Annotated in this window: 8 protein-coding genes; 4 read left to right on the plus strand and 4 right to left on the minus strand. The window is 62.5% G+C overall.

Annotation, left to right across the window (positions count from 1 at the left end):
• The 4 genes from D2V04_RS12890 to D2V04_RS12905 all read left to right on the plus strand — a co-directional run bounded on the left by D2V04_RS12890 (position 1) and on the right by D2V04_RS12905 (position 5491).
• On the plus strand, positions 1–1683 hold the full coding sequence (locus tag D2V04_RS12890; RefSeq protein ID WP_119514065.1) for a GMC family oxidoreductase: 1683 nt from the start codon (positions 1–3) through the stop codon (positions 1681–1683).
• A 7-nt stretch (positions 1684–1690) separates the two neighbouring features.
• Positions 1691–2935, plus strand: a complete 1245-nt coding sequence (locus tag D2V04_RS12895) for an FG-GAP repeat domain-containing protein (protein WP_119514066.1) — start codon at positions 1691–1693, stop codon at positions 2933–2935.
• Between the two features lie 315 nt (positions 2936–3250).
• On the plus strand, positions 3251–4567 hold the full coding sequence (locus tag D2V04_RS12900) for a chloride channel protein (RefSeq protein ID WP_228766427.1): 1317 nt from the start codon (positions 3251–3253) through the stop codon (positions 4565–4567).
• A gap of 303 nt (positions 4568–4870) precedes the next feature.
• Positions 4871–5491, plus strand: a complete 621-nt coding sequence (locus D2V04_RS12905; protein ID WP_267463456.1) for a helix-turn-helix domain-containing protein — start codon at positions 4871–4873, stop codon at positions 5489–5491.
• A 33-nt stretch (positions 5492–5524) separates the two neighbouring features.
• Here D2V04_RS12905 and D2V04_RS12910 read toward each other — a convergent pair whose 3' ends face one another.
• From D2V04_RS12910 to D2V04_RS12925, 4 genes are all read right to left on the minus strand, one after another.
• A complete protein-coding gene (locus D2V04_RS12910) occupies positions 5525–7480 on the minus strand; it encodes a serine hydrolase domain-containing protein (RefSeq protein WP_228766429.1) in 1956 nt (651 codons plus the stop codon).
• A 99-nt stretch (positions 7481–7579) separates the two neighbouring features.
• Positions 7580–9040: a serine hydrolase domain-containing protein gene (locus tag D2V04_RS12915; protein WP_182849750.1), complete on the minus strand. Its 1461-nt coding sequence runs from the start codon at positions 9038–9040 to the stop codon at positions 7580–7582.
• Between the two features lie 140 nt (positions 9041–9180).
• Entirely contained in the window at positions 9181–12009 is a 2829-nt protein-coding gene (locus tag D2V04_RS12920) for a TonB-dependent receptor (protein WP_119514070.1), read from the minus strand.
• Between the two features lie 430 nt (positions 12010–12439).
• On the minus strand, positions 12440–14518 hold the full coding sequence (locus D2V04_RS12925; protein ID WP_182849751.1) for a S9 family peptidase: 2079 nt from the start codon (positions 14516–14518) through the stop codon (positions 12440–12442).
• Positions 14519–14529 lie beyond the last annotated feature (11 nt).

The raw sequence follows: 14529 nt of genomic DNA on the forward strand, positions 1-14529 counted from the left end.
ATGGCAGCGACGGACCAATACGACGCAATCGTCATCGGCTCGGGCGTCAGCGGCGGCTGGGCCGCCAAGGAGCTCACCGAGAAAGGGCTGCGCGTGCTGATGCTCGACCGCGGCGTGATGGTCGAGCACGGCGCGGACTACACTTACGACGGCGCGCCGCCCTACGAGATCCCGGCCCGCAACATGATGCCCAAACCGCTGGTCAAGAGCGACTACTTCATCGCCACCCACGGCTATGTCTCGCCCAGCAACCAGAAGTTCTACAACAACGACCGGCTCAACCCCTACGCCTACGACGAGGGTGAGAAGTTCTACTGGATCCGCCCCGGCGCCGTCGGCGGCAAGTCGCTGATCTGGGGCCGTTGGTCGTTCCGCTGGAGCCCCGAGGATTTCGAGGCCAACAAGCGCGAGAACATCGGCGGCGAGTGGCCGATCGGCTACGACGATCTCGCGCCCTGGTACGACTACGTCGAGAAGTACGTCGGCGTCTCGGGCTCCCGCGAGAACCTGCCGCAACTGCCCGACAGCCAGTTCCAGCCGCCGATCCCGATGAACGTCGCCGAAAAGTGGGTCAAGGAACGGCTCGAGACGACCTCGCCGGGACGCAAGCTGATCCACACGCGCCTCTCCAACATGACCGAAGACAAGCCGGAACAGGGCCGCAGCAAGTGCCAGTTCCGTGCCCAGTGCGGCCGTGGCTGCTCGTTCGGCGCCTATTTCTCGACCCAGGCGGTGACCCTCCCCGCCGCGCGCGCGACCGGGCGGCTAACGCTGCGCTCGGATGCCGTGGTCAGCAATCTCGAATACGATCCCGCGACCAAGCGCGTCACCGGCGTGCGCGTGGTCGATGCCAATACGAAGCAGGCGGAGATCATTCCTGCGCGGCTGGTCTTCCTCTGCGCCTCGGCGATGGCCTCGACGCAGATCCTGATGAACTCGCGGATCCCTGGCACCGGCCGCAGCCATTTCGACAACAGCGGAACGCTGGGCCGCTATGTCATGGACCACATCTTCCGGGTCGACATCTCCGGCGATATCGCGGGCATGACCGACTACATCGAATACGGCCGGCGGCCGGGCGGGGTCTACATCCCGCGCTTCCGCAACGTCGGCGGCGAGGAGGGAGTCGGCTTCCTGCGCGGCTACGGCTATCAGGGCAGCGCCTGGCGCAGCCCGCTGCCGCCCGAGGGCTTCGGCGCTTCGATGAAGCACGGCATGCGCGGCTACGGCCCGTGGAAGTTCGGCATGGGCGCGTTCGGCGAGTGCCTGCCTTACGAGGACAACCACGTCTCGCTCCACCCCGACGAGGTCGACCGCTTCGGCATTCCCCTGATGCGCTTCAACGTGACCTTCCGCGACAACGAGCTCAAGATGATGAGCGATGCGCGAACCGAGGGCGAAAGGATGCTGCGCGCCGCCGGCCTGACCAACGTGACGAGCAATCGCCGGGAACACGTTCCGGGCGACGCGATCCACGAGATGGGCGGCGCGCGCATGGGCTCCGATCCGCGCCAGTCGGTCCTCAACAAGTGGAGCCAGGCCCACGATGCAGCCAACCTCTTCGTGACCGACGGGGCGCAGATGGCCTCCATCTCCTGCGTGAACCCGTCGCTGACCTTCATGGCATTCACCGCCCGCGCGGCGGACTATGCGGTCAAACAGTTGAAGGTCGGCGCGATCTAGGGCTGCCATGGGTGCTCGGGCAAACAGCTGCTTTCGTCCGCTGCTCGGTACCGCCGTGCTTCTGGTTGCCGGAGCGTGCCAGGCACAGTCCCCCACGGACAGCCCGCCGACGGTCCTGCGCGATGTGACCGCCACCCACCTGCCGCAGGCGCCCGACCTGCATGCGCTCGACATCGCTCTCGCCGATTTCGACGGCGACGGCGATCTCGATGCGGCGCTCGCGGTGGAGGGGGACGTCAACCGGCTCTACCTTAACGACGGGCACGGCCGCTTCGCCTGGCGCAAGGGCGCATTCGGACAGCGCCCGCACGACACCGAGCATGTGCGCGCGGCCGATTTCGACCGCGACGGCCACGTGGACGTCGTCTTCGTCGCCGAGGATGACCGGACGCATCAGTTGTTCCTCGGCCGCGGCGACGGGCGTTTTGTCGACGCGAGCGACCGGCTGCCGGCGACGAGCGAAGGCAACGCCCTGGCAGTCGGCGACGTTAACGGTGACGGGCTGTCCGACATCGTCATCGGCAATTCGGGTGGGAAGGAAGGCGGCCGGAACTTCCTGTGGTTGAACGATCCCGACCGTCCAGGCTGGTTCGAGGATCGCACCGCAACGCACTTCCCGGCAGTCGGCAACCGGGCGCAAGGCGTCGCGCTCGTAGATCTCGACGGTGACGGCGATCTGGACATGGCGGTTGCGACCGAGACGCCGCCGACGCGGCTGCTCGTCAACGATGGCACCGGCCGCTTCGCCGAGGCGTCGGACAGGCTCGACCAGGTCACCCCGCTGGAGACGCGCGAGGTTCACGCGTTCGATGCCAACGGCGATGGACAGCCGGATCTCCTGCTGCTCAATCTCACCAGCAATGCCGGCGAATGGGAGAAGGACCCGCAGGCGCGGCTGCTGATGCAGAACGAATCCGGCCGCTTCGTCGACGAAACGGCAACGCGCCTCCCCTCTAATCGCTTCTCGAGCTGGGGCGGCGCCGTCATGGACTTCACCGGCGACGGCCATTCCGACCTGATCGTCGGCGCCATCGAGGTCCCCGGCTTCGAACCCCTCCAGGTCCGCGCCTATGCCAACGACGGTCAGGGCCGGTTCCACGACGCCACGGTCGCCACCATCCCGAGCACGACCATCGGCCGAAGCTGGAGCATGGCCGTAGGCGACGTGAACGGCGACGGCGCGGACGACCTATTCATCGGTGGCTGGGGCACACAGGCCCGCCTGCTACTCGGCCGCCCTGTGTCGGAGTAGAACCAGTAAGCCTGCCGGAAAATGGCGCCGCCGAGACCCGAAACCGATCCCGGCGCTCCGATCCACGCCGGCGATTGCAGGGGTACAGCGCATCGCTTATGGCGCTGAGATGGCTTCGATACGTTGGTTTGTTGCGTTGATCTCGACGCTCCGCGGTGCCAGCCGCGCTCATCGACCCTATTGCGTCGATCTTGGGGTCGAAGGCTTTCTTGCGACAACGACCTGTTCTCGCGTCCGGCGTGAATCGAGCCAGCCGGACTCGTCTGCCTGCGTGTATCGCCTTCCTTCGTTTACCAGCGCGGGTTCGGACGGACGGTGAAAAAAAGCTGGTTTTTCCGAAAGGTACCGACCCCGGGAGAAGAACGCGGTGCGCCTTTATACGTTGTTCGCCGGCGGCTAGCTGCGGGCGCCGGCGCACTCGTGCTGGCGCTGGTCGCAATTCTGTTTGCAGCCTTGGGCGATATGGCCCAGCATGCCTTCCGAGTTCTCCAGGAGCGTTGGCCGCTTGCCCCGCTGGTGATCACCCCTGCTTTCTTCGCCGGCGTCATATACGTCACGAACACCTGGTATTCCGGTGCCAAGAGTTCCGGTATTCCTCAGGTCATTGCAGCGGCAAAGAACCCGCAGACAGTCGACAGCCGGTCGTTGCTTTCGCTGCCCACCGCTCTTGTGAAGATGATCATGACCCTGGCGATGATGATCGTTGGCGGGTCGGTGGGGCGCGAAGGGCCTGCGGTGCAGGTGAGCGCGGCGATCATGGTGGCGTTTCATCGCCTCCTGCGCGTGCCGATCACGTCCGGCGTGGTGATCGCCGGCGGCGCTGCAGGCGTGGCGGCGGCATTCAATACGCCGCTTGCCGGCGTGGCCTTCGCGATCGAGGAGCTTGCCGCCGGTTTCGAGCAACGCGTAGCCGTGCTGGTGATGGGAACAGTGGTTGTGGCCGGCCTGGTCAGTCTGGGTATCGCGGGCGACTACGTTTATTTCGGAGCGATGCGCAGCACACTGCCGATAGAATCGGTCGTGGTCGTCGCGCCGGTAGCAGGCATAGTCGGCGGACTTGTGGGCGGGCTTTTCTCGAGAATGCTCCTCGCGATGACAAAGCCGCGCTACGCCTGGCAAACGGCTATCAAGTCTCGGCCGGTGTTGATGGCCGCTACCTGCGGCCTCGTCGTCGCTACGACCGGAATAATTGCAGGGGGTTCCACATGGGGGACAGGCTATGAGGCCACTCGCGCGCTCATAGAAGGTGAAACCACCTCGCTCTGGTTCGGGCCGGCCAAGTTCCTCGCCACCCTGGCGACAGCGCTCAGTGGAGCCCCTGGCGGCATTTTTGCCCCTTCTCTGTCGGTCGGTGCGGGCTTTGGCCAACTCCTCGCCGTTGCTTTCCCGGACGATCCGACGGGAGCCGTCGTGCTCTTGGGAATGATGGGCTATTTTGTAGGCGTCGTGCGAGCGCCGTTGACAGCTGTGGTCATTCTCATGGAGACCACAGCCAGCAGAGGCATGATCTTGCCCCTGTTCGCCACGGCGTTGGTGGCGGACGGCGTGAGTGCGCTGGTTTGCCGGGACAAACTCTATCACGGGCTCGCCACTGCGCTGATGCCCGAACCAGAACAACCGCCGAAGAGTTAGGGAAGCAGATTTCCCTGAGGTCGGCGAGGGCGTTGTCCCTCCGGTGCGCCCCGGGGCGATCCCTCAGGCGAGCCTTGGAGCCTGAACGCCTTCTTCACGAACTTGAGAGCAACCCAAAGCCTGTCCCGCGACTTGGTGACGTAAACCTTGAGAATCTCGCTTCTCGAGGTCGATCGCTCGCCAGCTTTTCGGCTGGACGCGGCCCCCCTGATCAGTAACATGCACTGCAGCGCTCGCCTGGCTGAACTAGGACATAATGATCCTGTTCGGGAAATTGTTAATGGGAGCCGTCGATTGGTAGCTGTGCAAGCGAAAGCAAGAACGCTTGGCGAGGTGATACGCGAAATCCGCTCCCGTAACGAGTGGACGCTCAAGGAGATGAGCGACAAGTCCGGCATTCCGGTTTCAACGCTTTCCAAAGTCGAGCACAATCGGCTGACACTTTCCTATGACAAGCTGCAGCAACTCAGCCGCCGGCTCAATATCCGCATGTCCGACTTGTTCGCCGAGGAGGAGCCGACCGGCACGTCGCCGCGAGTGACCGGTCGCAGGAGCCTTGGCAAATTGGACAATGCCGTCCGCGTAACCACGGATAATTACGACTACTTCTATCTCTGCACCGATCTGCGCCAGAAGCGAATGATACCGATCGTTACCCGGATTCGTGCCCAGAGCGCCAAGGAGTTCGGGGACCTGGTACGCCACAATGGCGAGGAATTCATTTACGTCATCGAAGGCGGGATCGAGGTCCACTCCGAATTCTACGATCCCGTCCGGATCAATACCGGCGAAGGTATCTACCTCGATTCATCGATGGGCCACGCCTATGTGACTGCCGAAGGCTGCGAGGAAGCAGTGGTGCTCGGCGTGTGCTCGAGCGAGGATGACGGCCTCATGGATTCGTTGCTCAGCCTGCGCGGCTGAGCAACGGCGGAGGCAACGACCCATCCCGTTCCGTCAGGGTGTTTCGACGTAAACATACTCGTGCTGGTTGTCGCGAACCGTAAGTGTACGGTGTCCGTCCAGTTCGCCGACCACCGCTTCGACCGGAACGAGACCGGGCCCCGCGGTTACCAACGACACGCTGCCGTCGGCGTTTTCGCGTGTGGCTATCGGTCCCTCGACGAAGCCCGCCTTCATCGCAAGGGTATCGCCCTGCCTGGTTATCCGGATCGAGCCGATTTCCGGGTGCTCGTAGTAGGACGCGAGACCTGCCAGAACCTCGGGATCTCCAGGTACGGTCAGGCTCGCCCGTTTGACTTCGGCCTGTTTCTCCAGCCGCGCCGCCGCCGCTGCAACTTCCTGCGCAGCTTCGGGCTTGCCGTCGTAGACGACTTCGAGCAGGCGCCGCAGGAACGGCGATAGCATGGAGGCCCCTGCATCTGAATTGGTCAGGATCACCGCCCCGATTCCCGCATCTGGCAGAAGATAAAAATTGCTGTGATAGCCTTGGAGCGTACCGCCATGGGTGACCACCGACACATCGGCGATCTTGCGCTCCATCAGCCCCATTCCGTACCAGGCATTTTCCCCGATCGGCACTCCCCGCTTGCGACGCTCGACGATGTTCTCTTCGCTCACCACTCGCACGCCTTCGGGAGAGAGCCCCTTCGAGAGCTCAAGCTGGACATATTTCGCCATGTCGGCCGCAGTCGACCACGCGCCCCCGGCCGGCCGGTGCGGCGTGATCAGGTGATTGAACCGGTTTGAAAGCAGTGTGACCTCGCCCTCTACGTCGAAGCCGTGGGGTCGAGCCCAATTGCCGCTTTCGCCGATTTCGAAGTCGAACGTGGTGTTGGACATGCCGAGCGGGTCGAAAATCCGGGTCTTCATGGCTTTGTCGAACGCGGCGCCGAGTTCCATGTCGGGATAGGCCAATGCACCGCCAAGGTAACCCGCGGCGGATGCCATTAGATTGTTGTACTGATACAGTTCGCCGAAATCGCTGGTGGGCTCGCTCTGCGCAAGCTGGCGGAAGGTATCCGATGCAGGAGCGCCGCTATCCGCCAGAATGAAGGCATAGTCCTTGCGCGGAAGGCCCGTGCAGGCGCAGACCAGGTGGCGGACCAGCGTGGATCTGGTCGTCTCATCACTACCAAGCCGGAACTCGGGAAAGAGATCGGTCACCGGCTGTTCCCAGCGCAGCTTCCCTTCATCGGCCAGCACCGAGAGCAGGAGCGTCGCCATGCCCTTTGTGTTCGACGCAATCATAAACTTGGTATTCTCGTCGACCGGTGCGGCCTCGCCCAGCGTGCGAACGCCATAGCCCCCCTGCCAGACGACTTTACCCTTATCGATCAGGGCAATCGCGACGCCGGGCACCTCAAGGGTTTCGGCTGATACGGCAACGAAATCGCGCAGGAGCTGGACGCGCTCAGACGTGAGCGGATTGGCCGTTCGTCCGGCGAAGCTCTCGGGGGTGTAGCCAGCAGGGCGGATGCTCTGGCCTACCAGCGAGATCGCCGCTGTCCGCTTGTTCGCGACCAGTTCGGACCCGTCCGTAATCAGAACGACCCATTCGCCGCCCTCCCGCAACGCGGTCGCCGAAGCCACCGCCCGCTCGTTGGGTGAAGTCTCGTAGGAGATGTTGACCCGCTCTTCCCAACCGTCCCCGGGGGCGCCGGCGGTCACCAGCCGGACTTCGCGCTCGGCTTGCGGATTGAAGAGCGACCACGCCTTGGCGGCAGCAGCGTTTGCATCGGCTGCACTCCCGACCTGAACGACCGCAACCTTCAGATTGCCTTCGGGCGCCGTGTAGACGGCCATGCGCCCCTGTACGGATGCGGCCCAGTCGTCGGGAGCCGTGTAAGTGATCTCGGCGGCATCCTGGGCCGCTGCCTCGGACTTGGGGGACTCTTGTGCGACCAGGGCTGCGGGTAGGCTCAACAAGGCCAGTGCAAGTGCCAGTTTCACGATGCTTCTCCCAAGACGATTTCCAATGACGACGATCGATGCAGGCGCTGCCGTTGTTCAGCTAACGCGGACATCGACCTGCGGCCTTTTCCGATCAGGTCAGGAGACCAGCCGGTAAAGCGTATAGGGCTGCGCTTCGAACGAGAAGCGTGTGTCGTTTCCTTCTCCGTAGAACTGGATGAGCCCCAATGGACCGTAAGGCGTGGTTTCGCCGGTAACCTGCTGGTAGATGCCCGGACCAACCTGCTCCCACAGGATGGTCTGCCCCGCGATAGTCACGCTGAGCCCATGATCGCCCACGCGGCTGACCTGGATCAGGCTCGACGGGTGCACCCGGTGATCTGTGTAGGAGCGCCGGTTTGTGCGATAGGTGCCTTCAACGAGATCGTCGGGCGCCCCTGTCCATTTGGGCAGGCGCTTTGTGGGAACCAGCCGGTCGAGAACCAGGGCACTGATTTCCGAACGGGCCAGCGAAGCCCCATCCCCGCCTGTAACCGAGATGAAGAAGCCCACATTCTCTTCCGGAATAAGGATCAGGTTCGAATGAAACTCGCCGGTGTTGCCGCCGTGACCGACCACACGTGGATTGGACGCGCGCGCTTCCAGGAAGCCATGGGCGATACCCGGAAGGCCCGGTGAATTTGCATTCAAGCGCGTACGCATCTGCCGCGCCGTTTCGGTCTGCAAGATGCGCGCATTGCCGAGCCGGCCATCCTGAAGGTGTGCGATCATGAAGCGCGCCATGTCGGCGCCCGTCGAAGAGAGCGAACCGGCCGGTGCGATATTGTAGATAAGCTCTGCCGGCTGCGCCTCGAACCGCCCGTCTTTCCACTCGTAGCCGATCGCGACATCATCTTCCCAAGCTGCGGGTAGCGGCTCGCGGAAGGTGCTATGGGTCATGCCGAGTGGCTGGAAGATATGGCGATCGATATAAGCGCAGAAATCTTCGCCCGAGATGTGCTCGACGATATAGCCGGCTAGTGCCGTGGAGTAATTGGAATAGGCCACCTCGACGCCGGGCTCACGCACGCGCGCCGGAATGTGCTCCGCGAGCCACGGGCCCAACTCCCGATACTCGTCGGGGGATTCGACGAACATGTCCTTGTACCCGTCTTCGAAACCGGCGCTGTGATCCAGCAGATCTCGCACGGTAATCTTCTGCGTAAACGTGTCGGGAATCGAGAAATCCAGATGGCGCTCGACGGGATCGTCGAGGCTTAACCGTCCCTGCTCCACGAGTTGCATGACCGCGGTCCAGGTGAACAGCTTCGAAACCGAGCCGGGGCGAAACAACGTTCTCGTCGGATCGACCGGCTCGCGCGCCGCCACGTCGGAAAAGCCGTAGCCGTTCTGGAAGACGACCTCACCGTCCTTGACCAGTACGAAGACTGCACCGGCGATTTCACGATTGGCGATACCCATCGCCATGGCCCCGTCGACGAAATCCTCGAGGTCTGCCACTCGCTCTTCGAGCGTTGTAGAGACTTCGGCGCGTGGAAGTTGCACCGGATCCGCCGCCTGCGCCGGGGACGCAAGCAGCAGCGTCGGTGCGATCAGCATCAATCCGTATCGTTCGACAGTTCCGGCCATGTGTTTTCCCGCTGTCTTGTGGATGGGAAGGGACTGCCGCCGGGCACTCCCTTTTCGCATCGTTGTTCGTGATCTTCCTCGCCCGGGCCGCCGACGCAGGCCGGATGTGGTCAGAACCTGACCTTCGCGCCCACGGCGAAGTATCGTCCGATGTTATCGTAATGGGCGCTGCCCGTGGTGGTCACCAATGGCGGCTCGACGTCGAAGAGATTGCTCACGTTCCCGTAGAACGTGAAGCTGTCCATCACATCGAAGCTGACATTGAGATCGATATAGGTGCGGGCGTCGATATCGCCGTTGACGATGTTTTGCTCGTCGTTGAAATTGCCGCCCCCCACATAGCGTGCGCGCGCGCCGATATCGAAGTCGTCAGCGTCATACCCGACGCTCAGGATCCCACGCCACTTCGGCAGGCCGTCGACGACCGAGTCCCCGACATCGCCGGCAACATCGCGACGGTTGAAGCCAGTCTGGAACACCAGCTCATGGACATAGGTCACAAGGGCACGGACATTGAGGCTTCCCGGCAGACCCAGGAAATCCGCCATCGGCGTCCGGTATGAAGCCTCGATATCTACCCCGCTGGTCTCGAACCGGGCAATGTTTTGCGCGACTACGTAGATGGTGTCGATAGTCCCGGTAGCGTCGCGAATAACGCTGTTGCAGGCGGTGGCATCACCCTGCACGCAAGCAGCCGTCACGTCCGATACGCTCGGCGTCGCGATCGCATTGTCGATTTTGATGTCGTAGTAATCGACCGAGAGGTTAAAGCCGCTCAGGAAGCTGGGCGAAAGGCTCGCCCCCACTGTCCAGTTCTGACTGACCTCCGGAACCAGGTCGGGGTTGCCGCCGCTGAAGATCGTTGCTTGCGGATTGGGATTGTAATCCGGGTGGTTGCGTCCTTCCGTGTCGTTGTCGACGACGGGACGGACGTTGATCGAGTTGACCGCGAAGAGGTTGGTGATGCTGGGCGCGCGAATATCGCGCGACCGCGTCGCACGCAGGAGCAGGTCCCTGAATAGCCGTGCGGTGCCTCCGACCTTCCACGACCAGATGCCGCCACTCAGGCTGTAGTCCGAATAGCGCGCCGCGCCATTTACATCGAGCTCCAGTCCCTCGGACTTCCACAATGGAAGGAGCACTTCCGCAAAGCCTTCCTTGACGTTGAAACCACCTTCCAGCGGGTCATTGAACACAGGTAAGCCGAAAACTCCGGCCTCATCGAGAGGGCCGATCCTCTCCGCCCGTTCTTCCCAGCGCGCTTCGGCGCCCATAGCCAGGGTGAGCGGCCCCGCCCACAGAGAGAACAGATCACCCTGCAGCCGCGCTGCGGCCGAATCCAGCTTGGTAACGCTGCCGGAGAACTGCGTTCCACTCACGTAGTCCCTTGCTTCGGCCGAGGACGCTCCATCGCCGAATGGATTGAATGGAACGCAAGCCGGATCGTCATTCGACGGATCGACATCGGCATTCACCGAACACACGATCTGGCCGTTCACCGAAGTGGCGTCGATTGCACGGGCAAAATTGTCGGGGATCGACGAGTTGAAGAAGCGCGATTCGCTATCGATCTCGCCATGGCTGAAATGCGCGTCGTACTCCCACGAGTCTCCGAACGAGCCTTCGATGCCGATGGCACCTTCCTTGGTCACTCGGTCGGAGTCGAACGTCATGAAAAAGGTGTCGGTTAGCAGGCGACCGATCGTCAGGCTTGTTTCACCGCTAGCGGCAAGCGCATCGGCGATCGTCGGCGAGAGGAACGGGTTGGATGCCGAAACCGTGAACACCGGGGCAGAGAAATCGGGGAAGAATGGTTGATTGGTGCGGGACCGGCCGTACATCGCATCGGCCCAGACCGTAGCCCCGCCCCCGATGTCGAAGGTCACCCGGCCGTAGGTTCCAATCCGCTCCAATGGGTTCGCGACGTACAGCAAATCGTAAAGGCTGAAGAAATCGGCCTCGCGGGACGGTCGCAAGCTGCCGTCCGGGTTGAAGACCTGGCCGGCAAAGGGGCCGGTAAGAACCGTTCCTTCTCGCGTGATCGGCGCCAGGTCGTTGACGTCGGGCTGCAGTTCCAACTGCCCGTTTCCAATGTCCACCAGTCCGGCGCCAAGCCACGGGCGGTCGGTCCGACCGCCGGGATCGATACCGCGGTCTTTCAGATACTCGCCGCCGATCATGACATGGGCCCGGCCGTCGGCGAAATCGGTTCCGTAGGAAGCATCAAAGCCATAGCGGAAGCCGTCCCCGCGCGATGAAAAACCCGTCTGAGCACCCAGCGTCAGCCCATCGAGATCATCGTCGAGAATGATGTTCACCACGCCGGCGACCGCACCGGAGCCCCACGCCGCGGAGGCGCCCCCGGTGACCAACTCGATCCGCTTCACAAGATTGGTCGGCACGAAGTTGAGATTGTTGTCACCGACGAACCGCCGGCCGTTGACCAAGGTGAGGGTACGTACCGAACCCAGGCCCCGCAGATCGACCGGTGCGGTACCGCTCGAAGTGTTGCCAGTGGCGGTCGAAGGCGCCACGGAATTGCGGATCTGCGGCAATTCGTTGAGAGCCTGTTGCAGGTTGACCCGTGCTGCCTGCTGGATCTCAGCGCCCCCGACAACGGTAGTAGGGGTCGGCTGGTCGAAACCCGCTCGCTCGATCCGCGACCCTGTGACGACGATCGTCTCGGGACGTGCGTCCGCGTCGGGATCAGCCTCCGGCGAGCTCCTATCCGGCTCCGCCGGGCTCACCGTCTGGGCAAGCGCTGGTGCGCCTGCCAAAAGTGCGAAGCTAGCAATCGAACCGCATAGCAAACTGCGGAGCGTAAATTGCCTTTGATACATCATATCCCCCACTCCGCTTGCTTCGTTGAGAAGCAACCAAGACCTCTTCTCCAATCGCGGCACCCGCTCTGATGCGTGCTCCACGTCATCAATCGCCATGCATTTATGTTTTAGCGAAAATTGTCTTGATTAGGACAATTGCACTCTATCTAGAGAATGTCAATTCGCTGTGGGTGCCTTCTGGTGCGATTGCTTTAGAGGCCTATCTCCACGCGATGCAAAGCAGCCGTGGGGAATGGCCACTCGGCATAAGTTCGATGTTCTCGTTGAAATAGTTATGGCAAACCAGCTCTTCGACTAGATCGTAAACCTCGCGAGGACAGTCAGAACCATCGACGCCGATCTTTCACGAAAGGCGCAGCTGTCTGTCGGCATCACACGACATCGTATTCTGATCATGTCGTTATAGCCCGCCAGTTCCTGGTCTCTGATCAGGACCAAAGCGGCCTAGCAAGATGCTTTTGGCTGAAATAGAGAAGACCACTGGCGATAGCATTGGCTGCCGACCATTGGATGCCTCGCCAAGCGTCTACTTCGCCAGTTTCTCTTCAAAGAAGCGACGGCTCTGGTCCCAAACCTTCTGCCAGTTCGAATAGAGGATGATGTCATGCGCTTCGCCGGGCAAGAGCACCGTGCGCACATCGACGCCCCTGTCGCTCAGTTTCTGGTGTAGATCGATCGTTTCCAAGACATCCACGCTCATGTCGCGATCGCCGCTGATCAGCAGGACCGGCGACGTCCAGTCGTCGATCGCGGCTAGTGGGGAGGATTCGAACGCCAGCGGCCGATCGGCATCGCCTACACCGAAAATGTAACTGGGGTTCTGGTGACCGGGCGTGGGCGATGGCCAGCTCCAGTCGAACACACCGTGAAGCGCGACCCCCGCGGCAAACAGGTCTGAATCCCGCGCCAGAGCATGGGCGGTAAGCAACCCGCCGTATGATCCACCCCAAATGCCGATACGTTCGGGATCGACGTCCTCGCGCTGTTGGAGCCAGCGCCCTGCGCCGAGTACATCGGCATATTCCGATGCGCCGCGCCATGCACGGCCCGGTGCCTCGCGGAAGTCGCGCCCGTAGCCGGTGCCGGAGCGATAATTGATGCTGACGACGACATAGCCGAGCTCCGCCATCCGCCGATTCACAGCGAAATCCTTGGCGTAATAGCTGGCGAAGTGGAAACCGGGAAACATCTGCCGCGGCGGACCACCATGGACGTAGACGATGGCTGGATGAGGGCCTTCCGTCGCCGGGAGAAGCAGTTGCCCCGGCACCGTTCCGCCGTCGCTGGCCTTGATCCGCACAAGCTGCGGCGGCGGTGCGGTGAATGTGTGGGAATAGCCGTAGCTTTCCGGCTCTTCCGCAAGAGCGAGCTGGTTTGTATTCAGGTCCAGCACGCGCAGCAGCGGCGCATCTTCATCGTCGCCGCCGGTGAACGCCACGTAACGACCGTCGCCTGTGGAACGGGCAAGACCCATCACGATGTCCGCGCTCGGAATCGCCTGCTCCCGCCCGGTCGAGACCTGGATCCGGGACAGCTGTCTCGTGTCGATATCGGCGCAATTGTGAATGACGAAGAGGCTGTCTGCAACGGCCAGTTCGGTTTCAGCTACCTCGCAGCCCGTCGGTGTCAGGGCGCGCGCAGGTCCCCCGGCGCGGGGGATGGCATAAAGCCGCGCCCAGCCGTCCTCCTCCGACCGCACGACGATGTTGCGGTCGTCGGCCCAGCGCAGATGTCCTTCCGGGTCGTCCGATAATTGCGACCCCGCTTTTCCGGCAGGTTCGTAAAGCGTCCGCACCTGTCCCGAAGCGATGTCGACCGTCTCGACCGCGAAAGGTTGATTCTCGGTCAGGTCATAGGAAATCGTATGTTGGCGAGCGGGCCAGCGCAAATAGGCGATCGTCCGGCCGTCGGGAGAGATTTCCGGAGAGCTCAGGCGATTGGGCCCGGTGACCAGCCACTTCACCTGCTCGTCGCCCAACGTGTACTGGCCGAGGAACGACCACCCGCCGCGATCCTGCACGAAATAGAGCGTCTGCCCGTCCTGGGACCAAATCCCCTGATTGAACCCGCCACCGCCGGGCACCAGAACCGTCGGCTCCGCCGTTGGTTGTTCAAGGTCCACCGACCACAGATCCCGCCCCTTGCGATAAACCATTCGCTTGCCATCGGGCGAGAATTTGGGACTGAAGCCGGCACCGATTTCGATGGGCTTCGCGCCGGGCCGGACGCTCATCAGCCAGAGCGTCGCCGATGGCGCCTGGAGAAGGTCCGCCGGGTTGAAGGCGTCCCCGGCGCCATTGAACGGCACACCGGTCTGGTAGGCGACGTAATCGCCTCTTGGTGAAGCGAAGATGCTTGTGATCGGCTGCCCCGCGACATCGGACTGGCTAATGAGCTTGACCGGCTTGAAGTCCGGGGCCCGCGCGAACATCAGGTGAGTCTCGTCGCCTTGCGCCACGAGCCACGCGATGGCCGATGAATCGGATGCGCTTACTTCCGTCGCAATGGGAAATTCGAGGAACTCGTCGGCATCGGCGACTTGCGCCGATAACGGCATGGCCGTGAGCAAGGTCGCGACCGCCAGAAAAAGCTTTGTTGCAGGCATGCTAGGCCCCC

The organism is Pelagerythrobacter aerophilus, assembly GCF_003581645.1.
Classification (GTDB): domain Bacteria; phylum Pseudomonadota; class Alphaproteobacteria; order Sphingomonadales; family Sphingomonadaceae; genus Pelagerythrobacter; species Pelagerythrobacter aerophilus.